The sequence below is a fragment of the Amycolatopsis ruanii genome (genome assembly GCF_003385175.1).
Classification (GTDB): Bacteria; Actinomycetota; Actinomycetes; order Mycobacteriales; family Pseudonocardiaceae; genus Amycolatopsis_E; species Amycolatopsis_E thermalba.
The window spans coordinates 70,455-93,072 of the sequence record NZ_PQHY01000004.1; the positions used below are offsets into that span (position 1 = coordinate 70,455).

Annotated in this window: 21 protein-coding genes and 1 pseudogene; 9 read left to right on the forward strand and 13 right to left on the reverse strand. The window is 72.9% G+C overall.

All coding sequences use genetic code 11. From position 1 onward, the window contains the following. Positions 1-12: 12 nt before the first annotated feature. Both D0D28_RS03250 and D0D28_RS03255 read right to left on the reverse strand, forming a co-directional pair. Positions 13-744, reverse strand: coding sequence for a hypothetical protein (locus D0D28_RS03250; RefSeq protein ID WP_116109666.1), 732 nt, complete (start codon positions 742-744; stop codon positions 13-15). A gap of 526 nt (positions 745-1,270) precedes the next feature. Then, a complete protein-coding gene (locus D0D28_RS03255; protein WP_116109667.1) occupies positions 1,271-2,149 on the reverse strand; it encodes a LysR family transcriptional regulator in 879 nt (292 codons plus the stop codon). Positions 2,150-2,231: 82 nt separating this feature from the next. Here D0D28_RS03255 and D0D28_RS03260 point away from each other — a divergent pair, with 82 nt between their 5' ends. Continuing rightward, a complete protein-coding gene (locus tag D0D28_RS03260) occupies positions 2,232-2,918 on the forward strand; it encodes a type 1 glutamine amidotransferase domain-containing protein (RefSeq protein WP_116109668.1) in 687 nt (228 codons plus the stop codon). 35 nt (positions 2,919-2,953) lie between these two features. Continuing rightward, entirely contained in the window at positions 2,954-3,436 is a 483-nt protein-coding gene (locus tag D0D28_RS03265; RefSeq protein WP_094002746.1) for a MarR family winged helix-turn-helix transcriptional regulator, read from the forward strand. Here D0D28_RS03265 and D0D28_RS03270 read toward each other — a convergent pair. Together D0D28_RS03270 and D0D28_RS03275 are read right to left on the reverse strand one after the other, a co-directional pair. After that, the gene (locus tag D0D28_RS03270; protein WP_240323074.1) at positions 3,403-4,719 is read right to left on the reverse strand and encodes an alpha/beta hydrolase; all 1,317 of its coding nucleotides are present in this window, start codon (positions 4,717-4,719) and stop codon (positions 3,403-3,405) included. The two genes, D0D28_RS03265 and D0D28_RS03270, sit on opposite strands and share 34 nt — an antisense overlap. Further along, positions 4,719-6,005 carry an MFS transporter gene (locus tag D0D28_RS03275; RefSeq protein WP_094002744.1) on the reverse strand — a complete coding sequence of 429 codons (1,287 nt, stop codon included), beginning with the start codon at positions 6,003-6,005 and terminating at the stop codon, positions 4,719-4,721. Before D0D28_RS03275 ends, D0D28_RS03270 begins: the two co-directional genes overlap by 1 nt. A 145-nt stretch (positions 6,006-6,150) precedes the next feature. On the opposite strand from D0D28_RS03275, the gene D0D28_RS03280 reads away from it, so the two are divergent. From D0D28_RS03280 to D0D28_RS03290, 3 genes are all read left to right on the forward strand, one after another. Next, entirely contained in the window at positions 6,151-6,966 is an 816-nt protein-coding gene (locus D0D28_RS03280) for a mycofactocin-coupled SDR family oxidoreductase (RefSeq protein WP_094002743.1), read from the forward strand. 5 nt (positions 6,967-6,971) lie between these two features. Continuing rightward, entirely contained in the window at positions 6,972-7,535 is a 564-nt protein-coding gene (locus D0D28_RS03285) for a TetR/AcrR family transcriptional regulator (protein ID WP_094002742.1), read from the forward strand. Positions 7,536-7,685: 150 nt separating this feature from the next. After that, positions 7,686-7,844, forward strand: coding sequence for a hypothetical protein (locus tag D0D28_RS03290; protein ID WP_205413177.1), 159 nt, complete (start codon positions 7,686-7,688; stop codon positions 7,842-7,844). On the opposite strand, the gene D0D28_RS03295 is transcribed toward D0D28_RS03290, so the two are convergent. The 4 genes from D0D28_RS03295 to bioB form a co-directional block, all read right to left on the reverse strand. Next, positions 7,834-9,024, reverse strand: a complete 1,191-nt coding sequence (locus D0D28_RS03295) for a cytochrome P450 (protein ID WP_116109739.1) — start codon at positions 9,022-9,024, stop codon at positions 7,834-7,836. The genes D0D28_RS03290 and D0D28_RS03295 overlap by 11 nt on opposite strands. A gap of 152 nt (positions 9,025-9,176) precedes the next feature. Continuing rightward, a complete protein-coding gene (locus D0D28_RS03300; RefSeq protein WP_116109670.1) occupies positions 9,177-10,313 on the reverse strand; it encodes an 8-amino-7-oxononanoate synthase in 1,137 nt (378 codons plus the stop codon). After that, positions 10,310-11,569 (reverse strand): adenosylmethionine--8-amino-7-oxononanoate transaminase, encoded by a 1,260-nt coding sequence (locus tag D0D28_RS03305; protein ID WP_116109671.1) that lies wholly within the window; start codon positions 11,567-11,569, stop codon positions 10,310-10,312. Before D0D28_RS03305 ends, D0D28_RS03300 begins: the two co-directional genes overlap by 4 nt. Then, on the reverse strand, positions 11,569-12,630 hold the full coding sequence (bioB, locus tag D0D28_RS03310) for a biotin synthase BioB (protein ID WP_116109672.1): 1,062 nt from the start codon (positions 12,628-12,630) through the stop codon (positions 11,569-11,571). The genes D0D28_RS03305 and bioB overlap by 1 nt, the downstream gene beginning before the upstream one ends. A 107-nt stretch (positions 12,631-12,737) precedes the next feature. Between bioB and D0D28_RS03315 the strand changes: the two genes are divergently transcribed. Beyond that, a complete protein-coding gene (locus D0D28_RS03315) occupies positions 12,738-13,292 on the forward strand; it encodes a TetR family transcriptional regulator (protein ID WP_116109673.1) in 555 nt (184 codons plus the stop codon). A gap of 203 nt (positions 13,293-13,495) precedes the next feature. Here D0D28_RS03315 and manD read toward each other — a convergent pair whose 3' ends face one another. From manD to uidA, 3 genes are read right to left on the reverse strand one after another with little or no spacing between them, the layout of a single operon-like run. After that, positions 13,496-14,734: a D-mannonate dehydratase ManD gene (manD, locus tag D0D28_RS03320; RefSeq protein ID WP_094002737.1), complete on the reverse strand. Its 1,239-nt coding sequence runs from the start codon at positions 14,732-14,734 to the stop codon at positions 13,496-13,498. 11 nt (positions 14,735-14,745) lie between these two features. Continuing rightward, positions 14,746-16,074: a glucuronide transporter gene (gene uidB / locus D0D28_RS03325; protein ID WP_116109674.1), complete on the reverse strand. Its 1,329-nt coding sequence runs from the start codon at positions 16,072-16,074 to the stop codon at positions 14,746-14,748. Positions 16,075-16,082: 8 nt separating this feature from the next. Further along, a complete protein-coding gene (gene uidA / locus D0D28_RS03330) occupies positions 16,083-17,861 on the reverse strand; it encodes a beta-glucuronidase (protein ID WP_116109675.1) in 1,779 nt (592 codons plus the stop codon). Positions 17,862-17,928: 67 nt separating this feature from the next. Here uidA and D0D28_RS03335 point away from each other — a divergent pair, with 67 nt between their 5' ends. From D0D28_RS03335 to D0D28_RS03345, 3 genes are read left to right on the forward strand one after another with little or no spacing between them, the layout of a single operon-like run. Beyond that, on the forward strand, positions 17,929-18,975 hold the full coding sequence (locus tag D0D28_RS03335) for a LacI family DNA-binding transcriptional regulator (RefSeq protein ID WP_240323075.1): 1,047 nt from the start codon (positions 17,929-17,931) through the stop codon (positions 18,973-18,975). 36 nt (positions 18,976-19,011) lie between these two features. Further along, on the forward strand, positions 19,012-20,439 hold the full coding sequence (uxaC, locus tag D0D28_RS03340) for a glucuronate isomerase (RefSeq protein WP_116109677.1): 1,428 nt from the start codon (positions 19,012-19,014) through the stop codon (positions 20,437-20,439). Next, a complete protein-coding gene (locus D0D28_RS03345; RefSeq protein WP_116109678.1) occupies positions 20,436-21,698 on the forward strand; it encodes a mannitol dehydrogenase family protein in 1,263 nt (420 codons plus the stop codon). Before uxaC ends, D0D28_RS03345 begins: the two co-directional genes overlap by 4 nt. On the opposite strand, the gene D0D28_RS03350 is transcribed toward D0D28_RS03345, so the two are convergent. Together D0D28_RS03350 and D0D28_RS36510 are read right to left on the reverse strand one after the other, a co-directional pair. Continuing rightward, positions 21,658-22,125 carry a type II toxin-antitoxin system VapC family toxin gene (locus D0D28_RS03350; RefSeq protein WP_116109740.1) on the reverse strand — a complete coding sequence of 156 codons (468 nt, stop codon included), beginning with the start codon at positions 22,123-22,125 and terminating at the stop codon, positions 21,658-21,660. The two genes, D0D28_RS03345 and D0D28_RS03350, sit on opposite strands and share 41 nt — an antisense overlap. A gap of 159 nt (positions 22,126-22,284) precedes the next feature. After that, positions 22,285-22,347: pseudogene (locus tag D0D28_RS36510) on the reverse strand (type II toxin-antitoxin system CcdA family antitoxin); the annotation flags it as partial. Positions 22,348-22,618: the final 271 nt, after the last annotated feature.

The following is a 22,618-nucleotide window of genomic DNA, read 5'->3' on the forward strand; positions in this document are numbered from 1 at the left end:
CCGGGCGGGTGATCAGGCCTTGCGGCGGGCGCGCACCAGGAACACCAGCGCCGCGCCGCCGAGGACGAGGGCCGCGCCGAGGCCGATCAGCCAGCCGCCGTCGAAGCCGGTGTGCGCCAGGTCGGAGGCGTCGCGCGCGGTGGCCTTCGGGGTTTCGCTGGTGGCCGCCACGGCGGCGGCGCCGGCCGGGGAGCTGCTGGCGGTGGTCCCGGCGGTGGACCGCGACGGGGTGCTGGTGCTGACCGCGCTGGTGGACGTGGCCGCGGCGGTCGTCGTGGTGCTGGTCCTGGCCGCCGAGGTGCTGGTGCTGGTGGTGGTTTTCCCGATGCCGCAGACGAACCAGTGGCTCAGCTGCGGGATGTTGTCGTTCTTGCCGGTCGCGGGGGCGCGCAGGTCCGTCCACGGCGGGGTGTTCGAGAGGCCGAGCTTGCCCGGCTCGTAGACGTTGTAGGCGTTGCCGCCTTTGACGACGATGCCGGTCACCGTGATGTCCGGCGACACGGAGACGATGTCGAGGTACTGGTCGTCGTCGAGCTTGCCGCGGGTGAAGGTGTAGTCGCCCGGCGCGGTGAGGGTGGTGCCGGCGAGTTTGGCGCCGGCGCAGGTGCTGGCGTTGCCGTCGTGCCGCGTGGCGCGGGGGTCCTCGGCGGCCGCGTGGGCCGTCGCGGTGCCGAGAACGAAACCGGTGGCCAGCAGGGCCCCGGCGACGGCCGCGCGCAGCGACCGGCGTCGGATGAGCGTCATCGTGCGAACTCCAGGGGGTCGGGAGAGGGCGCGCGCCGATCCCACGGCCGGCGCGACGAGCAGGCGCACGCTACCCCGAACGGAGGAGCAAGATCACCCCCGATCGCGCTCGGTGACCGTTTCGAGGCCGTTCGGTGCCCAATCCGAAGTAGAACAGCGGTAACCGTGCGGTGGACCGGCGAGGCGGGGCCGCTGCCGCCGTGGTACCGGCGCCGGAGCACCGTGATCACGGTGAGCGCCTGCGCGACGGTGGTCGCCGTGGTCGTGGCGGCCGCGACCCTCCGGTCCGGCTGGGAGGGCCTCCTCCGCCTGGCCATCCAGGCGGCGGCCATCGCGCTGCTGACTGTCCTCACCACGCCGAAACTGCTGGAGAACGGCTCGATCGCGTCGGTGCGCAGTTCTTCCTGCGGCGCACCCGCAACGCGCCCCGCCCCGAGGAGGACCCGGCCGTGGCCCGGCAGTCGGCGACGTCTTCGCCCTCACCGAGCTGTCCCTGGCGGCGCGGGATGCGCCACCGGCTACCGAGCTACCACGTGCGGGCCTCGCGCAGCAGGAGGTCCCGCACGTGCTCCACCGCGGGGTTCGCCCCGGCGCCCGGCCGCTGCACCAGGAACACCGTGTTGATCGGGGCCTCCTCCGGCTCGTGCAGCGGGACCAGGGTGCCGGAGGCCAGCTCCGCGACGCACAGGTACCTCGGCAGCACGCTGTACCCGGCGCCGGCGGTCACCGCGGCCACCACCCCGCGCAGGTCGGGCATCGTCACCGCCGCCTCGGCGGTCAGCCGCTTGCCGAAGACGTCCCGCCAGTACCGGCGCGCGATCGGCAGGTCCTCGGCGTAGGTCACCAGCGGCATGCCCGCCGTCGCGCCGCAGACGTCGTCACCGGCCCGCGCCGCCCACGACGGCGCCGCGACGAGCACGTAGTCCTCGTCCATCAACGGGTAGGCCACCAGCGCGCGGCCGCGGGGACGGCGGGTCGAGACCACCAGGTCGTGGTGGCCGGCCCGCAACTGCTCCAGCAGCGGATCGGTCAGCCCGGTCGCCACGCGCAGCCGCACTCCCCCGGCGACCAGCGGTGCCAGCGCGGGCATCACGCGCACGCACAGCAGCTCGGCCGGCCCGGCCAGGTACACCGGCTCCGGCGGTCCGGAGTGGACGATGTCCGTCCCGGCGACGGCGGCCAGCGCGTCGACCGGCCCCGCGACGCGCCCCGCCAGCTCGTGCGCCAGGTGGGTCGGCTCGGCGCCGCGCGGGACACGGGTGAACAACGCGCGGCCCAGCTGCTGTTCGAGCGTGCGCACCTGCGCGGTCACCGTCGGCTGGGACAGCCCCAGCAGCGGCGCGGCCGCGGTGAACGAGCCCGACCGGTAGACCGCGAGGAAGGTGCGCAACAGGTTCAGGTCCACCCGGACAAGGTATCGGAAAACCGATGGCAGCGATCGCCTCTTCTATTCGATTTCCGATGACAGCGCGCCTACCGTCGAGGACATGGCGAACATTCTCTTCGTGATGACCGGTGCCGACCGCTGGACGTTCGCGGACGGCACCCAGCACCCGACGGGCTTCTGGGCCGAGGAGGCCGTGGTCCCGTTCGAGACGTTCACCGCGGCCGGCCACCGGGTCACCGTGGCCACGCCCGGCGGTGTCGTGCCACCCGTCGACGAGGCCAGCCTCACCCCCGAGGCCACCGGCGGCGCCGAGACCGCCGCACACCTGCGCGAGGTCGCGGCCACCGCCTTCGCCCACCCGGTCGCGCTGGCCGACGTCGACCCGGACGGCTTCGACGCGGTCTACGTGCCCGGCGGCCACGGCCCGATGGAGGACCTCGCGTCCGACGCCGGCTCCGGCCGCCTCCTCACCCGGGCGCTGCGGGACGGCAAACCGATCGGCGTGGCCTGCCACGGCCCGGCCGCGCTGCTGGCCGACACCGACGAGGGCGGCAACGCCTTCGCCGGATACCGGATCACCGCCTTCAGCAACGCCGAGGAGGAGCTGGCCGGCAACGCCGCCAAGGCACGCTGGCTGTTGCAGGACCGCCTGACCGAGGCGGGCCTGAAGGTCGAGACGGGCGAGCCGTTCGCCCCGCACGTGGTCGTCGACCGCACCGTGGTCACCGGGCAGAACCCGGCGTCGTCGGCCCCGCTCGCGGCGGAACTGCTGAAGCTGCTGCCCTGATCGCGAAGGTCCACACCGGACCGTGGCAGCATGGGGTGGTGACCGAACACCACGCCGACGACGCCCCGCTGACCCTCTACCTGGTCAAGAGGCTGGAGCTGGTGATCCGCTCGCTGATGGACGACGCGCTGCGCCCGTTCGGGCTGACCACCCTGCAGTACACCGCGCTGACGGCGCTGCGGCACCGCAACGGCCTGTCGTCGGCGCAGCTGGCGCGCCGCTCGTTCGTCCGGCCGCAGACCATGCACACCATGGTCCTCACGCTGGAGAAGTACGGGCTCATCGAGCGTGCGGAGGACCCGGCCAACCGCCGGGTCCTCCTCGCCACCCTCACCGAGCGCGGACGGCAGGTCCTCGACGAGTGCACCCCGCTCGTGCGCCAGCTCGAGGACCGGATGCTGGCCGGCATGGACGCCGGCAGCCGCGCCGCCTTCCGGCAGGGCCTGGAGGACGGCTACGGCATGCTCGCCTCGCACGCCAACGCTCAGCGCGCGTTGACGAACGGCGGCGGCGAGTAACGCACGAACGCCGCGTCCCCGATCGCCGACGCCACGTCCTGCAGCCGCTCCGGCCGCGCGGCGTCCGACCAGGCGCCGGTGCGGATGCGGTGCTGCACCGCGAACACCCCGGCCAGGTACTCGGCCGGGGTGAACGCGCAGTGCCCCACCCGCTGCACGTAGGCCTGCCGCAGCAGGGCGCTCTCCCCGGCCCCGGCCACCCGCAGCGCGTAGTCCCGCTGGTACTCCACGGGCGCGAGCTGGTCGGCGATCGTGTGCAGGGTCAGCTCCGGCACCCGCAACCGTCCCGTCGGCGTCGAGGTGCGCCGCATCCACGCCACGGCTGCGGAGTCCGGCGCGATGTCCGCGGCGCGGGTCAGCGTGCCCAGGTCGGCGTGCAGGTCCAGGCCCGCCTCCCGGTACAGCGCCGCGACCTGCGGCAGCCGCGCGGACCGGTGCATCAGGCGCGCGTAGTCCACGCCGGTGTTCCAGCCGCTGTCGCCGCCGGCGACGGAGACGATGCTGACGCGGGACGGGATCACGAACGGCAGCGTCTGCAACAGCCACGTGTACTGGGCCTGCTGCCGGGCGGCGTGGTCCGTCGGCGGCTGCGGCCCGGCGGCCCAGATCGGCGTGTTCATCAGCGACGCGGCCAGCGCGATCGGCGACAGCCCCGCCGGGGTTTCCTGCGCCCGCCGCACCGCCGTGGTGAGCGCGGCGACGGTCGCGGCCGCCTGCGCGGGCGTGGTGAACCCGGTCAGCTGCACATCCTGCCCGGGCAGCAGCAGCTCGGCCAGGGCGTGCTCGCCGTCGAGCTGGTAGTTGTTCAGGTTGATCCCGCCGCCGACCAGGCCGCACGTGGTCAGGACACCGTCGACGCGTCCGGCCGCGCGCTCGGCGAGCAGCGCCGACACCAGGCCGCCCATGGACTGCCCGAGCGCCACGACCTCCCGTGCCGGGCCGATGCGGTCCTCGACCGCGGCGAGCGTGCCGAGCTGGTCGGCCACCGCGGTGTCCAGCGCCCAGCCGGCGTGGGCGTAGGACGAACCGGCGAGCGCGTAGCCGCGGTCCAGCAGCGCCTGGGCGGTTGCCGGGTCCGGCGCGTTCGCGGCCGGGTTGTCCGGGCCGGGGCGGAAACCGTGGCTGAACAACACGAGCGTGCCGTTCCAGCCGTCCGGCACGTCGGCGATCCAGGTGGCGCCGTCCGGCAGCGTGCCGCTCAGCCGGGTCGCCGCGCTCGCGGGCGCCGCGGGCAGGACGGCGGCGAGCACGAAGGTCAGCAGCGCGATCCCGAGGCGGCGCATCACGCGTCACCCCGCGGCGTCAGCGCGACGGCGACCAGCGCCAGCAGAGCCATCCCGGCCAGGTACACGCCGACCAGCAGCGAGCTGCCGGACGCGGTGAAGATCGCGGTCGCCACCACCGGCGCGAGGCCGCCGCCGACCACGTTGCCCAGCTGGTAGCCCAGCGACACGCCGCTGTAGCGGATCCGGGTCGGGAACTGGTCGGACAGCAGCGCGGGCAGCGGCCCGTACTGGGCGGACACGGTGATCACCGCGACCACGCACGCCACCAGCGCCAGCACGAACACCCCGGTGTCGAACACCAGGAAGAACAGCAGCGCCGCCACCGCCTGGGCGATCGCGCCCGCGGCGATCACCTTCCGCCGCCCGAAGCGGTCCGCCAGCCCGGACAGCCCGTAGATCGCGCCGAGCTGCACCACGCTGGTGAGGATCACGACGACCAGCAGCGCGTTGCGCGAGTAGCCGATCTCGGCGGTGCCGTAGGACAGGATGTAGGTGAGGATGATGTAGCCCATCGCGGTCGACGCGCCGGTCACGAACACCGACCGCACCACGGCCAGCGGGTGGTCGCGCAGCACCTCCAGCAGCGGCACGCGGGCCGGGCGCTGCCGGGCCGCCTGCTCGAACAACGGGCTCTCGGTGAGGCGGCGGCGGATCACCAGGCCGAAGATCACCAGCACGAAGCTGACCAGGAAACCCAGCCGCCAGCCCCACTCCACGAACGCCTCGCGGGTGGACGTGGAGGCCACCAGCAGCACCAGGTTCGCGGCGATCGCGCCCGCGGGGACACCCAGCTGTGGCGCGGCGCCGTAGAGCCCGCGGCGCGACGGTGGCGCGTGCTCCACGGCCATCAGCGCCGCGCCGCCCCATTCGGCGCCCACGCCCACCCCCTGGGCCAGGCGCAGGACCACGAGCAGGATCGGCGCGGCAACCCCGATCTGGGCGTAGGTCGGCAGCAGCCCGACCAGCACGGTGGCCGTGCCCATGATCAGCAGCGAGATGACGAGCATCCGCTTGCGGCCGATCCGGTCGCCGAAGTGGCCGGCGACGATCCCGCCGACCGGGCGCGCCAGGAACCCGACCGCGAACGTGGTCAGCGACGCGAGCTGGCTGACGGCGGGGTTGCCGGACGGGAAGAACTGCGGCCCGAAGACGAGCGCGGCGGCCGCGCCGTAGAGGAAGAAGTCGTACCACTCGATCGCGGTGCCCACGAAGCTGGCGACGGCCACTCGCCGGGCTTCGCGGGTCCCGGAGCCCGGCGCGGAGACGGCTTGCTGGTGCGTCATCGAACCACCAATCATCAGAGCCTCTGATATGCCGTCGAAGAATGGCATTCCGGGCCGGGCCGGTCAAGGCTCTTGACTGAGTACTCACTCAGGGGCAGTCTCGGCGGTGACCCGCGACGGCGCGGGAGACGAGGAGACTCACACGATGGCGGGACGGGTTGCGGGCAAGATCGCGTTGATCACCGGCGCGGCACGGGGTCAGGGCCGGGCGGACGCGGCGCGGCTGGCGCAGGAGGGCGCCGACGTGATCGTGGTGGACATCGCCGCCGAGCTGCCCAGCGTCACCTACGCCTCCCCCACGCCGGCCGACCTGGACGAGACCGTGCGCCTGGTGGAGAAGACCGGGCGGCGGGCGGTCCGGGTGCAGGCGGACGTGCGGGACCTGGCAACGCTGCGCGCGGGCGTCGACGCCGGTGTCGCGGAGCTGGGTGGGCTGGACATCGTGGTGGCCAACGCCGGGATCTGCGTGCCCGCGCCCTGGGACGACGTGACCGAGGAGATCTTCGACGACACGATCGGCGTGAACGTGCGCGGCGTGTGGAACACCGTGATGGCGGGCGCGCCGCACCTCGTCGAGCGGGGCGGCGGGTCGATCATCCTGATCAGCTCGGCGGCCGGGATGAAGGTGCAGCCGTTCCTGGTGCCCTACACGACGAGCAAGTGGGCGGTGCGCGGGATGGCGAAGGCGTTCGCCACCGAGCTGGCGCGGCACAACATCCGCGTCAACAGCGTGCACCCGACGGGCGTGAACACCGGGATGACCGGCGAGGGACTGCAGGCCGCGTTCGCCAAGGGGTTCGAGCGGGACCCGAAGCTGGCCGGGATGCTGACGAACCTGCTGCCGGTGGCGATCACCGAGCCCGAGGACGTCGCCGACACGGTGCTGTTCCTGGCCTCGGACGAGTCGAAGTACGTCACCGCGCACGAGCTCGCCCCCGACGCCGGCGTCACCGAGTTCTGACCCCGGTGGACGGACCCGCCTCCTCCGGCCGCGACCGCATCCTGGCCGCGGCCGAGGAGCTGTTCGCCGAACGCGGCTACGCCCGCACGTCGACCGCCCGCCTGGCGACAGCCGCCGGGGTGCCGCAGGGGCTGATCTTCTACCACTTCGGCACCAAGGAAGGGCTGCTGCTGGCGCTGATCCGGGAACGGTCGACGCGGACCCTCGCCGATCTGGTCCCGTCCCCGGTGCCGGCCGATCCGCACGCCGCCGTGGTGGAGTTGTGGCGGCGGCTGTCGCGGCTGCTGGGCGAGCAGACGCCGATGCACCGGATCGTGTTCCGGGAGAGCGAGCACCACCCCGAGCTGCGGGCCCGGGCCCGCGAGATCCACGACACGATCACCGCGGCCGTGAGCGGCTATCTCGCCGAGGTGACCGGCCACGCGAAGGCGACGCCGCGCCACCACGCGGCGGCGCGGATGCTGGTGGCCACCTCCTCGGCCAGTTCGGTCGCTCCCGGCGGTCCGGTGCCGTCGGCGAAGGCGGTGGCGGATCTGTTGCTGGACGGGCTGGGCCGGGCTACCAGGTGACCGGCCACGCGAAACCCACCCCGCGACACCACACGGCAGCGCGCAAGCTGCTGACCACCTCCTCGGCCGGCTCCTCACACCCAGCCGACCAGCACCGCCGGCAAAGACAGTGGCGGATCTCCTGCTGAACGGACTACGCCGCGCGCCCAGGTGACCGGCCACGCGAAGGCGACGCCGCGCCACCACGCGGCGGCGCGGATGCTGGTGGCCACCTCCTCGGCCAGTTCGGTCGCTCCCGGCGGTCCGGTGCCGTCGGCGAAGGCGGTGGCGGATCTGTTGCTGGACGGGCTGGGCCGGGCTACCAGGTGACCGGCAGCTCGTAGACGCCGTAGACGGAACCGTCGTGCTTGAACGGGATGTCCTCGATGCCCGCGGCGAGCGCTAGCGTCGGGACGCGGCGGTACAGCGTGCCGTAGACGATCTGCAGCTCCAGACGCGCCAGCTGCTGCCCGAGGCACTGGTGCACGCCGAACCCGAAGGCCACGTGCCGCCGCGCGTTGCGGGTGATGTCGAGCCGGTCGCCGTCCGGGAAGACCGACGGGTCGCGGTTGCCCAGGTCGTTGGCGAGGATGATGCCCTCGCCCGCGCGGATGACCGTCCCGCCGATCTCGATGTCTTCCAGGGCCACCCGGCGGCGGCCGTTGTGCGTGATGTTCAGGTACCGCAGCAGTTCCTCGACCGCCGAGGCCACCAGCGCGTCGTCGCCCTCGCGCAGCAGCGCCAGCTGGTCCGGGTGCTGCAGCAGCGCCAGCGTGCCCAGCGCGATCATGTTGGCCGTGGTCTCGTGACCGGCGATCAGCAGCAGGACGCCCATCTGCGCGGCGTCCATTCTGGACAGTTCACCGGCGGTGACGCGCTCGGCCAGCCCGGACAGCAGCTCGTCGCCCGGCCTGGTGAGCTTGTCCCCCATCAGCCCGTCGAGGTAGTTCACCAGCCCGGCCGAAGCGGCGGACCGCTCCTCCGGCGCGGCGTCCCGGCGGATGATGGTCCTGCTGTGGTCCTGGAAGAACTCGTGGTCGGTGTAGGGCACGCCGAGCAGTTCGCAGATCACCAGCGACGGCACCGGCAGCGCGAACGCCTCGACCAGGTCCACCGGATTGGGCCCGGCGAGCAGGTCGCCGACGACGTCGTCGACGATCTGCTGCACCGCGGGCGCCATCGCGCGCACGCGTTTGACCGAGAACGGCGCGGTCACCATGCGGCGCAGGCGGGCGTGGTCGGGGTCGTCCATCAGGATGAAGCCGATCCCGCTGCCGCCCGGCTGCACCGGCGCCGGGCTCGGGTAGCCGGGGCGCGTGATGTCCGCGCTGACCCGGGGATCGGCCAGCAGCGCGCGCTGCTCGTCGAAGCGGGTCACCAGCCACGGGGTGCTGCCGTCCCACAGCCGCACGCGGGCCAGCGGGCCCTGCTTCATCAGCTCGATGCCCGCGGGCGGCGGGTCGAACGGGCACCGCGCCGCGCGCGCCATGGGGAATGCGGGAACGGTCATCGCGAAACTCCAGTCCAGGGCGTTTCCGGCGGCGGGGTCCAGCCGGGGACCGGCCGTCCACAACGGACACCGGCGTCCTCCGCCGGGCCCTCGCCTCGGTGACCAGCTAACCGGGCCCGGCGTGCTAAGTCAAGCGATTGATTTAACTCTGGTCACACGAGTTGCCGGTGCTCGGCGGCGACCGCGGCCACGATGCCGACCGCACGCTCCCAGCTCATCTCGTCCAGGCCGGCGTGGGTCGTGATGCGCAGCCGGGAGACGCCGTCCGGCACGGACGGCGGCCGGAAGCAGCCCACCCGCACTCCCGCCGCGAGGGCGCGGGCCTGGGCGGCGAGCGCGATCCGCGGGGAGGGCATCGGCACCGACAGCACCGCGCCCGCCGAGCGCGGCACGCCCAGCCGGTCGGCCAGTGCGGCGCCGCGCTCGTGGATCCGGGACGGCAGGCCGGGCTGCCCGCGCAGCACGCGCAGCGCCGCCAGGGCTCCGGCGGCGGGGGCCGGCGCCAGACCGGTGTCGAAGATGAACGGGCGCGCCCGGTTGACGAGGTGGTCGATCAGCGCGGCGGAGCCGAGCACCGCCCCGCCCATGGCGCCCAGCGATTTGGACAGCGTCGCGGTCATCACCACGTGCGGGTGGTCGTGCAGGCCGAGGCCGTGCAGCAGGCCGCGGCCACCGTCACCGGCCACGCCGAGCCCGTGGGCCTCGTCGACGACGAGCAGCGCGGCGTGGGCGGCGCAGGTCTCGGCGAGCTCGGCCAGCGGTGCGGCGTCGCCGAGGACCGAGAAGATCGACTCGGTCAGCACGAGCGCCCGCCTGCCCCCGGCCGCGGCGAGCGCGTCCCGCACGGCGGTGACGTCGTTGTGCGGGACCACCCGGATGACGGCCCGGGACAGGCGCGCGGCGTCGATCAGGGAGGCGTGCACGTGGGCGTCCGAGACGATCACCGTGTCCCGGTCCGCCAGCGCGGTCACCACCGACAGGTTGGCGTGGTAGCCGGTCGAGAACACCAGCGCCGCCGCGCGGCCGGTGAACCCGGCCAGCTCGCGCTCCAGCTCGGCGTGCAGGGTGGTCGTGCCGGTCACCAGCCGGGACGCGCCGGCGCCGGCGCCCCAGACCAGGGCGGCCTCGCCCGCCGCGCGGCGGACGTCCGGGTGGCCGCTCAGTCCCAGGTAGTCGTTGTTCGCCAGGTCGATCGCCTCGTCCCCGGCCGCCCGCGGGCGCAGCACGCGCTGCAGGCCGGCGGCCTCGCGCGCGGCGCGCTGCCCGGCGAACCACTCCGCCCAGCTCATGCGACCGCCGCCGCGGCCGCGATGCCGCGGCAGATCGCGGCGATGTCGTCGTCGGTGCACACGTAGGGCGGCATGGTGTAGATCAGGTCGCGGAACGGGCGCAGCCACACACCCTCGGCCAGCGCCGCCTCGGTCGCCTTGTCCACGTCGACCGGGTGATCGAGCTGGACCGCGCCGACCGCGCCGAGCACGCGCACGTCGGCGGCCTCGATCCCGTGCAGCGCCTGCAAACCCGTGTTGATCCGGCGCACGTCGCCCCGCCAGTCCCCGGTGGACAGCAGATCCAGGCCGGCCGACGCGATCGCGCAGGCCAGCGGGTTGCCCATGAAGGTGGGCCCGTGCATGAGCACACCCGACTCGCTGGCGGACAGTCCATCCGCGACCTCGCTGGTGCACAGGGTCGCGGCCAGGGACAGGTAGCCGCCGGTGAGGGCCTTGCCCACGCACATCACGTCCGGCGCCACCCCGGCGGCGTCGGCGGCGAAGAGGGTGCCGGTGCGGCCGAAACCGGTGGCGATCTCGTCGAAGATCAGCACCAGCCCGTGCTCGTCGGCCACCTCCCGGAAGACGGTCAGGCAGCTCGCCGGGTAGGGGTGCATGCCGCCGGCGCCCTGCAGCAGCGGTTCCACGATCAGCCCGGCCAGCCGGCCGGCGTGCTCGGCGGCGAGCGCGCGGAAACCCGCGGCCCAGGCGGCGACGTCCGCCTCGCTCCGGGGTGGGCGGTCCCCGAACACCTGCTCCGGCAGGACACCCGACCACATCGCGTGCATCCCGCCGTCGGGGTCGCACACGCTCATGCAGTCGAAGGTGTCGCCGTGGTAGCCGCCGCGGACGGTGAGGAACCGGGTCCGCTCCGGGTGGCCGATGCCGCGCTGGTACTGCAGCGCCATCTTCATCGCCACCTCGACGCTCACCGACCCGGAATCGGCGAGGAACACGTGCTCCAGCCCCGCGGGGGCCAGGCCGATCAGCCGCGCGGCCAGCTCGACGGCGGGCTCGTGGGTGAGGCCGCCGAACATCACGTGCGACATCGTCGCCAGCTGCCGGCGCGCCGCCTCGTCGAGCGCCGGGTGCCGGTAGCCGTGGATCGCCGACCACCACGACGCCATCCCGTCGACCACGTCTCCGGCGCCGTCGAGGGTGATCCGGCTGCCGGACGCGCCGGTGACCAGCCGCGCCGGCGCCGGGTCGGTCATCGAAGTGTACGGGTGCCACAGGTGCTCGCGGTCGAAGGCGAGCAGGTCCTCGGGTGACATCAGGCGTTGGGGACGAGGCCGGTGCCGGCGCCGCGGCGGCGGATCGGCGGGTCCACCGGTTCGGTCCGGGCCCGGTCCTCTTCTGAGCCCAGCACGACGAACCCGTTGTCCCGGATCATCTCCAAGTCGGCCTGAGCCGCCTGTCCCTCGGAGGTGAGGTAGTCGCCGAGGAAGAGCGAATTGGCGACGTGCAGCGCGAGCGGCTGCAGCGAACGCAGGTGCATCTCGCGGCCACCGGCGATGCGGATCTCCTTGTCCGGGCACACGAACCGGGCCATCGCCAGGATCTTCAGGCACCGCAGCGGGGACAGCTCCCAGGTGTCCGCCAGCGGGGTGCCGTCGAAGGGCATCAGGAAGTTGACCGGGATCGAGTCGGCGTTCAGCTCCCTGAGCGCGAACAGCGCCTCGACCAGCTGCTCGTCGGTCTCCCCCAGCCCGGCGATGAGGCCCGAACACGGGGACAGCCCGCCGTGCTTCGCCTTCGTCACGGTGTCCACCCGGTCGGCGTAGGTGTGGGTCTGGACGATCGCGTGGTGGTGGCTCTCGGCGGTGTTGATGTTGTGGTTGTAGGCGTCCACCCCGGCCTCGGCGAGACGCTCGGCCTGCCCGTCGGAGAGCAGGCCGAGACAGGCGCACACCTCGACGTCCGGGTGTTCCTCCTTGAGGGCGCCGACCATCTCGGTGACGCGGTCGATGTCCCGGTTGGACGGTCCGCGCCCGGAGGAGACCAGGCACACCCGGGCGGCGCCACCGGCGATCCCCGCGCCGGCCTGCTTGAGCGTCTCCTCTTTGGACAGCCAGGAGTACTTGAGGATGGGCGCGGCGGAGCCGAGCGCCTGGGAACAGTAGTTGCAGTTCTCCGGGCACAGGCCGGACTTCAGGTTCACCAGGTAGTTCACCTTGACGGTGTTGCCGAAATGCGCGCGGCGCAGCCCGCCCGCGGCGGCGACGACGGACATCACCTCGGCGTCGTCGGCAGCCAGCACGGCGAGCGCGTCACCGGGCCCGGCGGGAACCCCGGCGAGGACCGCGTCGGCGAGCTGCTCGAACCTGGAGCCCATCACTTCTCCTGACTCTGCGTGACCGTTCGATTACAACCTGAACGATGTTCGGTTGCGGCGCCGACGGTACACTGGGCGCCGCGAACGGGTCAACGGGAGGAGTCGGCGTGCGCTACCACCGGCGCGATGTCGTCGAGCGCGCGATCGAGGTCCTCGACGAGTACGGCTTGGAATCGCTCACCATGCGCCGGCTGGCCGCCGAACTCGGCCTGCAGCCGAGCGCGCTCTACCACCACGTGCCCAACAAGCAGACCTTGCTGGCCGCGATCGCCGACGAGATCCTGGCGCGCGGCAAGCGCGAACGCCGGGCGGCCGAGTGGGACCGGCGGGTGGTGGAGATCTGCGCCGAACTGCGCGACGCGATGCTGGCCTACCGGGACGGCGCCGAAGTGGTCGCCACGGCGCACACCTTCGGCCTGGGCGCCAGCGAACCGGCGACGCAGCTGCGGGAGGCGCTGCGGGACGGCGGCCTGGACGGCGACCTCGTCGAGGTGGGCACCCGCGCGTTGCTGCACCTCGTCTTCGGGCACACGGCGGAGGAACAGGCCGCGCTCCAGGCCGCCAGCGCCGGAGCGATCGACCGGGACCCCGGCGGCCCCGGCGACTTCGAGCAGGGTATCGAACTCCTGCTGGACGGCCTGCGCTCGCGGGTGCGCCGCTGACGACGGCCGCGGGCCGCCAGCGGACGGCCCGTGGTGGACGGGCGCCATGCGATCACGCCGCGCGAACCCGGCGAGCGCGGCGGGCGGCAATCCCCGAACCCGCCGCCCCGGCCGGCCACCGCACCACGTCGCGGCGGCCGGCCGGGCCGGCCGCCGCGGCCGCTACTCCGGCCGGCTCGTCCTGCGCCGGGACCGGCCCGGGGTCACCAGTCGTGCACGGTGCCGTCGCCGAGACGGTTCGTGGGCAGGTACGCCGGCTCGTAGGGGTACTTCGCCGCCAGGTCCTCGTCGAAGTGGATGCCGAGCCCGGGCTCCTCGCCCGGGCGCAGCCCGCCGTCGGCGAAGGTGAACGTCGGGCCGAACACCGCCATCGTCTCCGGGCTGTGCAGCATGTACTCCTGGATCCCGAAGTTGTGCACCGCCAGTCCCAGGTGGACACCCGCCGCGAGGCCCACCGGTGACACGTCGGTCGGGCCGTGCATCCCGGACTTCACCTGGTACATCGCGGCGTAGTCGATGATCCGGCGCACCCCCGTGACGCCTCCGGCGTGCGTGACGGGCGAGCGGACGTAGTCGATGAGCTGCTCCCGGATCAGCGTCTGGTAGTCCCACACGGTGTTGAACACCTCGCCGATCGCCAGCGGGGTCGTGGTGTGCTCGCGGACCAGGCGCAGCGCCTCGGGGTTCTCGGCCGGCGTCACGTCCTCCAGCCAGAACAGGTCGTAGGGCTCCAGCGACTTGCCGAGCCGCGCCGCCTGGACGGGCGTGAGCCGGTGGTGCGCGTCGTGCAGCAGGATCAGCTCGGGGCCGAACTCGTTGCGGACCGCCTCGAACACCGAAGGCACGTGCCGCAGGTACGCGCGCGTGTCCCAGGACTCCTCCGCGGGCAGGGCGGCACGGCGCGCCGGTTCGTAGTCGTACCGGCCGGAGCCGCCCACCGACGCGGCCGAACTGCTCGCCACGCCGTACACCGAGTCGAGACCGGGCACGCCGGTCTGGATCCGGATCGCGCGGAACCCGAGTTCGAGGTGCTCCCGGATCGAGTCGTGCAGCTCGGGGATCCCGCGCCCGCTGGCGTGCCCGTAGACCAGGCAGCGGTCCCGGCTGGCGCCGCCGAGCAGCTGGTACAGCGGCATGCCCGCGACCTTGGCCTTGATGTCCCACAACGCGGTGTCGACCGCGGCGATCGCGGCCATGGTGACCGGGCCGCGCCGCCAGTAGCCGCCCCGGTAGAGGTACTGCCAGGTGTCCTCGATGCGATGGGCGTCCCGGCCGATCAGCAAGGGTGCGACGTGGTCGCGCAGGTAGCTGGCGACCGACAGCTCCCGGCCGTTCAGCGTCGCGTCGCCCCAGCCGACCACCCCGTCCGCGGTCGTGATCTTCAGCGTGACGAAGTTCCGCCCCGGGCTGGTGACGATGACCTCGGCGCTCTCGATACGCACTGGTTCTCCGTTCATGACTCGACCAACTGGTTCCGGCGCCGCACGACCTCGGCGGTGATCTCGCGGAGCCGCTTCTCCGTCAGCGGGTAGCCGATCATGATCACGACCGCGATCACCGTGCAGGCGGCAGGCACCAGGCCCGCGGCCGCGCGGATGCCCCACAGCGCCCCGTCGCTCTGCACCCGCGCGCCGCCGGCATACCCGGCGAGGGCGATCGTGTACGCGGCCGCGGCGCCGCCGAGCGCCTGGCCGATCTTGCGGACGAACGAGAACACCGCGTACGTCGTGCCCTCCGTGCGGGCGCCGGTCTTCCACTCGCCGTAGTCCACGGTGTCCGCCTCCAGCGACCACATGAGCGTGTTGACCAGCCCGGTGCCCGCGCCGATCAGCACGAAGAACCCCAGCGACACGAACGGGACCGAGGCCGGCGCGAACAGCACACCGAGCGCGCCGACGACCATCACCACGCCACCGGCGACGTAACTGGGTACCTTGCCGAAGCGGCGCACCAGCTTCGGCACGAGCGGCGCCAGCACGAACATCAGGACCAGCTGCGGGGCGGAGATGGCGATGTAGAGACTCGGGTTGCCGAGCACGTCCCGGGCGTAGTACACGCCGATCGTCTGGATCGAGAACATGGCGGTCAGGAAGAACAACGAGCTGACGCACAGCATCATCAGCGGCTTGTTCCGCCGCAGCGTGCGCATGCTGTCCTTGAAGCCGACCTTGGCCACGGCCCGCGGCACCGTCTCCCTGGCCGTGACGAACGTGAACAGGTACAGGGCGGCGCCGACGACCACGAAGGCGAGTGTGGTCAGCAGCAGCGACCGCTGCAGGTTCTGCGAGTCCTTGATCTGCGGCGAGACCACGAAGGTCAGCATCAGCATCGTCGCCGCCGCCCCCATCCCGCGGGCGCTGGCGAGCTTGGTGCGTTCGACCGGATCCTGCGTCATCGCGGCCGCGAGCGAACCGAAGGGGATGTTGACCAGGCTGTAGGCCGTGCCCATCGCCGCGTAGGTCAGGTACGCGTAGACGATCTTGGCCGTCATCGGCCAGTCCGGTACGGCGAAGGTGGCCACGCTCAGCAGGAGCAGTGGCACCGAGGCGTACAGCAGCCAGGGGCGGAACTTCCCGAAGCGGGAGCTGGTCCGGTCGACCAGCCTGCCCGCGGCGAGATCGGCGAAGCCGTCCCAGATCCGCACGACGAGGAAGATCGTGCCGGCCGCGGCGGCGGGGATCCCGGCGATGTCGGTGTAGTACAGCAGCAGGAACATCGACGACATCGAGAACGCCAGGTTGTTGCCCGCGTCGCCGGCGGCGTACCCGAAGAGCTGTCTCATGCGTAGTTTCACGGCCGCCTCCAGCGGCGCCGCAGGGTGAACGCGCCCGCCTTGGGTTTGCGGTCGCGCGTGAACACGCCCTTCTTGTTGCCCTCCACCCGGAAGACACCGGCGGAGGTCGCGAAGTCGGCGAAGTTCCACACGTGCTCGCCGGTGACGGCGTCCACGCGGTCGAACACCCGGTGGTACATGTCCAGCAGCTCGGCCTGGTACTCCTCGGTCCACGGCTGCGGGACGACCGAGTGCAGGCCCGCCACGGTGTCCGCGCCGTACTCGGTGACGAGGATCGGCTTGTGGTGCCGGGCCGCCCACGCGGTCAGGTCGGCTTCCAGTTCGCGCTCGGCCGCGGCCAGGTCGCCGGTCTGGGTGTACCAGCCGAAGTACCGGTTGATCATCACCACGTCGGCCAGGTCGGTGACCAGGCACTGGTCCGACGGCGACAGCATCATGTTCACGAAGCCGACCGGGCGGGTGGGATCGAGCCGCCGCGTCTCGGCGAACAGCGGCTCGAAGTACTTCCGGGACTCCTCGGTGTGCGATTCGGGTTCGTTGGCGATGCTCCACAGCACGACGCTGGGGTGGTTCTTGTCCCGGGCGACCAGCTCGCGGATCGCCTGCAGGTGCGTGCGCCGCGCGGCGTCGGAGACCGTCTCGGCGGAGAACGTCGGCTGCCGCGCACCCTGCAGGATGCCGCCGCCGATGCCGAGGTTGAGCCCCACCGCGGCGGTTTCGTCGATGACGACGATGCCCTTGCGGTCGGCGTAGTCGAGGATCTCCTCGGCGTAGGGGTAGTGCGAGGTCCGGAACGAGTTGGCGCCGATCCAGTCCAGCAGCGCGAAGTCGTGGACCATCGACACGTCGTCGTGGCCCTTCCCGCGGACCGCGTGGTCCTCGTGCATGCCGAACCCGGTGAAGTAGAACGGTTCCCCGTTGATCAGGAACCGGGTGCCCTCGATCGCGACGGTGCGGATGCCGACGTCGAGCGAGTAGCGGTCGGCGGGCGAGCCGTCCTGCCACAGTTCGACGTCCATTGTGTACAGATAGCCCTCGCCGGGACGCCAGGGGTGCGCGCCGGCCACGGTGAGCGTGCCGGAAGTCCCGACGCCGCTCGCGACCTCGGTGCCCGACGCGTCACGCAGGACCACGCGCGTCCCCACCTCGCCGTCACCGGCGATCGTCACGTCGTAGTCCACCGTGCCGGTGGTGCCCGACAGTCCGGTCCGGACGGTGACGTCGCGGACGTGCGTCACCGGCGTGGAGTACAGCCACACCGGCCGGTGCAGCCCGGCGTAGTTGAAGAAGTCGTGGTAGTACCGCTGCCGGGGCCCCTCCGCGGTCTGCTCGACGTACCCCGGCGGAATCGACTCCCAGCTGAGCCGGTTGTCCACGACCACGGTGACCCGGCTGGTCTCCCCCGGCCGCACGAGGGCGGTCACGTCGGCCTCGAACGGGGTGTACCCGCCTTCGTGCTCGGCGACCCGTTCGTCGTCCACCCACACGACCGCGCGGTGGGTCGCGGCGTCGAACCGCAGCACGACGCGCTCCCCCGCCCAGCCCGCGGGCACCGGCACGTCGGTCTGGTACCACACGTCGCCGACGTGCTCGCGGATCGCCGGGTCCGGGATCACGTCGTTGTAGCTGGCCGGAACCGGCATCTCGACGCTGCCGGGAAGCGGCTGCTGCCACCACTTCCGGTCCCGGCCCACTCCGCCGGGATCGACGGCGAAGCGCCAGAGCCCGGTGAGGGTGCGGCGATCTCGCCAGGTGTTGACGATCGGTCGAAGCATCGTTGCTTCCCTTCTGGGCAACAAGAGGTATCGCCCGAAGGTAGGAGGCCGCCGGTAGCATGACAATTTGTTGCCAGCTGTTGCCACGATCACCGGAGGGCAGGGCGTGGACGAGGGACGGGTCACCATCTACGACGTGGCGCGGCACTGCGGGGTCGCCGCGTCCACCGTCTCGCGGACGTTCAGCAATCCGTCGCGGGTCAACGCGGCCACCCGCGAGCGGGTCCGGGCCGCCGCGCGCGCGATCGGTTACCAGCCGCGGCCGCTGGCCCGGGCCGGATCGCCGGGCCGCGGCCGCACGCTGATGCTGGTGGTCACCGACATCGCCAACCCCTACTACGCACCGCTGATCAAGGCGGCGCAGGCGCGGGCGATCGAGCGGGACTTCACCCTGGCGCTGACCGACAGCGACGAATCGCCCGAGGTCGAGGCGCGCAACCTCCGGCAGCTGCTCGCCGCCACCAGCGGCGGGATCCTGGCGACGTCCCGCCTGTCCGACGACGTGGTGCGCCAGCTCGCCCAGCACCGGGCGCTGGTCGTGGTCAACCGGGAGATCCACGGCCTGCCGAGCCTGGTCGTGGACACCGCGGGCGGCATGCGCAAGGCGGTGCGCCACCTCGCCGCGCTCGGCCACCGCCGCATCGCCTACCTGTCCGGGCCGCGCAGCTCCTGGGTCAACGGGCAGCGGTGGCGCGCCGCCCGGGAAGAAGCCGGCGCGCTCGGCATCCGGGCCGGGTTCCTCGGCCCGTTCGCGCCCAACCAGCAGGGCGGCCACGAGGCGGCCGACGCGCTGATCCTCGACGGGGCGACGGCGGCGATCGCCTACAACGACCTGATCGCGCTCGGCACCCTGCAACGCCTGCAGCTGGCCGGGATCCGGCTGCCCGGGCAGATCAGCCTGATCGGCTGCGACGACATCTTCGGCGCCGGCCTCACGGTGCCCGCGCTGACCACGATCGCCGGCCCGGCCGCGAAGCTGGGCCGGTCCGCCGTGGACGCCCTGTGCGCGGATCTCACCGGGCGCGGCGGCCACGAGGTGACGCAGCGCTTCGACGCCCACCTGGTCGTCCGCGGCTCGACCGGCCCCGCGCCCGTGGCAACTGGCGGCAACTAGTTGCACGGGGCGGGCGCCGGCGGCGAGCCTGCGGGAATGCACCGTGGCTCGACAGGGATCGCCCTCGCACCCCATCCGGACCGGCTCCTGCCCAGCGACCCCGCCGAGCGGTCGATCGCCCGCAGGCTCTACGAGAGCGTGCGCGACCTGCCGTTGGTCAGCCCGCACGGGCACGTCGACCCCGCGCTGCTGGCGCAGGACATACCGTTCGGCAACCCCGCCGAGCTGCTGGTCACCCCCGACCACTACGTGACCAGGCTGCTGCACGCACACGGCGTCCCGCTGCGCGACCTGGGCCTGCGCGACCCGGAAGGGCGTACCGCCCCGCCTCGTGAGGTGTGGCGCACCTTCTGCACCCACTGGCGGTTCTTCCTGGGCACGGCGTCCCGGCAGTGGCTGGAGGCCGAGCTGCACGACGTCCTCGGCGTGACGGTGCACCCCTCCGAGGCGACCGCCGACGCGTTGTTCGACGAGCTGTCCGAGCGGCTCGCCAAACCCGGCTTCCGGCCCCGGGAGCTGTACGAGTCGTTCAACCTCGCCGTGCTCGCCACGACCGACGACCCCGCCGACGACCTGCGGCACCACCGCGCGCTCGCCGCCGACCCGGCGTGGCGGGGCCGGGTGGTGCCGACCTTCCGGCCCGACCGTTACCTCGACGCCACGAACCCCGGCTGGCCGGCGGCGCTGGACCGCCTCGCCGAGGCGAGCGGCATCGACACCGGCAGCTACCGCGGCACGATCGCCGCGCTGGAGCAGCGCCGGGAGTTCTTCCGCGCACACGGCGCCACCGCGACCGACCACAGCGCCCCGGACGCGCGCATGGAGTTCCTGCCCGAGGCGCAGGCGTCGCGGTTGTTCGACGCGGTGCGCGCCGGCACGGCCGGGCCCGGGGACGCCCGGACGTTGTCGCGGCACCTCCTCGGTGAGATGGCCCGGATGTCCAGTGAGGACGGGATGGTCCTCGCGCTGCACACGGGCGTCGACCGCAACCACCACGAGCCGACCTTCGCCCGGTACGGCGCCGACACCGGTCACGACATCCCGGTGCGCGCCGAGTTCACGCGGGCGCTCAAGCCCATGCTGGAGCGGTTCGGCACCCATCCGGTGTTCCAGACCGTGGTGTTCACGCTCGACGAGACGGTGTTCTCGCGGGAGCTCGCCCCGCTCGCCGGTTTCTACCCCACGGTCTACCTCGGCGCGCCCTGGTGGTTCCTCGACGCCCCGCGGGCCATGCGCCGCTTCCGGGACGCCGTCACCGAAACCGCCGGGTTCCACCGCAGCGCCGGGTTCATCGACGACACCCGGAGCTTCTGCTCGATCCCGGCCCGGCACGACACCGCGCGCCGGGTCGACGCCGCGCACCTGGCGAGCCTGGTCGCCGAGCACGTGCTCAGCGAGGACGACGCCCACGACGTGCTGCGCGACCTCAACGACCGCCAGCCGCGCAAGGCGTTCCGGCTGTGACGCTGACTCGCGCCGGGGAACCGGCGCCCGTCCGCGCTGTCCACTTGGGACTCGGGGCGTTCCACCGGGCGCATCAGGCCTGGTACACCGCCGCCGATCCCGCGTGGGGCATCGCCGCCTACACCTTCCGCAGCACCGAACTGCCGGAGCTGCTCACCCGGCAGGGCGGGCTGTTCTCCCTGCTCGTGCGCGAGGACTCCGGTGATCGGGTGGAACCGGTCGGCTCGATCACTCGCGCGCACGCCGGGGCGGACACCCGGCAGTGGCTGGCGGACGTGGCCTCCCCCGAGGTCGCGCTGATCACCCTCACGGTCACCGAGGCCGCATACACCGTCCCCGAGCCGGGTGCCGACTCGGCGGTGTCCCGGCTGGTGGCCGGGCTGCGGGCGCGCTTCCACGCCAACGGGGCCCCGATCACGCTCGTGCCGTGCGACAACCTCGCCGGCAACGGGGACGTGCTGCGCTCGGTGCTGCGCAAGGTGTGCGCCGAGCCCGGGTTCGCCGCGTGGGTGGAAGACGAGGTCGCCATCGCCGGCACGGTCGTCGACCGCATCACCCCGGCGACCACGGCACGCGACGTGCGACGGGTCGCGGAGATCAGCGGGGTGCGGGACCTCGCGCCCGTGGTCACCGAACCGTTCACCGAGTGGCAGATCGCCGGCACCTTCCCCCGCGGTCGCCCGGCGTGGGAGCGGGCGGGGGCGCGGTTCGTCGACGACATCGAGGTGTACCAGCAACGCAAGCTGTGGTTGCTCAACGGCGCGCACTCGCTGCTGGCCTACACCGGGCTGGCCCGCGGGCACGCCACGGTCGCCGAGGCCGCGGGCGATCCGGTGCTCGGCGAGCTGGTCGAGTCGTGGTGGGACACCGCGGCCCCGTACCTGTCCCCCGCCGGGATCGCCGGCTACCGGCACCGGCTGCGGGAGCGGTTCGCCGCGCCCGGCATCCGGCACCTGCTGAGCCAGATCGCCGCGGACGGCTCGCAGAAGATCCCGGTCCGCATCCTCCCCGTGCTGCACCGCGAGCGGGCGCGGGGACGGCTGCCGCACAGCGCGGTCGCCGGCCTGGCCGCGTGGCTGGCGTACCTGCGCGGCCACGAGGTGCGGGACGCGCGTGCCGCGGAGCTGATCCCCTTGGCGCGCGCGGAAAAACCCGCGCACCGCGTCCTGCCCGCGATGGACCCCACCCTGGCCGACGACGGAGAACTACTCACCGCGATCAACACCGAACTACCACGACACCCGGCCCGCAGCACGTGACCCGTCCGACGCCCGGCCGGGGCCACCGGCTGATCCCTTCGGCGAGAGAGGTCGCCCGGGCGAGGCGGTGATCCGTGGCGAGAACCCGGGCGTGCAACCGCCCGGCGAGTTCGACGTAGAGCGCATCAGCGAGACGCAGATCCGCACGGCGCGCCCAGGCCCCGGCCGCGAGTTCGACGACGGGATGCCGCGTGAGGGGGATCGTCGCCAGCGCACCCAGCGCCGCGCCCACCTCGGACGCGGGCAGCTGCCCGACACGCTCCAGGCGGCTCAGCGAAGAGAGCACCTCGGCATCCAGGTGCGCCGGCGCGGGCAGAACGGTACCCGCGAGCCGCTTCTTCGCGGCGGGCGCGTAGCCGGTGCCGGCCAGCAGGTCCACGAGAACGGAAGCGTCCAGGACGGCGATCTCGGCGGGCGCGTCACTCATCCTCGGCACCGGCCAGTTCCGCCCGGGCGCCGTCCAAGGCCTCGACAGCCGCGTCGTGCGAAACCGTGCGCCGCGGCGACGGCAGCGCGTCCAGCCAGGCGGTGGTAGCCGGCGTTGCAGCTCGTCCGCGATCGCGGCCTGCACCAGAGCGGACACGTTCAGATCCACGGCCTTGGCGCGTTGGGCCAGCTCATCGGGCACGTAGACGTTCAGCCTCGCCATACACACCCTATACACACGTCCCGGTGTCGGTGACCGCCGCGGCGCGCCCTGCGGACGATGCCGAGCTCGCAAGGAAAGCCGACAGCGTCAGTCCCGATCGGCGCGGCGGGGCAGTCCCGCCGAGTTCGTGTCCCGCCGCTCACTCAATCAGTAACATTGAGTAGTCACGGAACGACTCATGGGTTGTCGGCTGGACCGACGTGCCCGTGGGCCGGCGCCCGAAAACTGTCGGTCATGGGGCCTATCGTTCGAGCCGTGGCCGGAGGGGGCG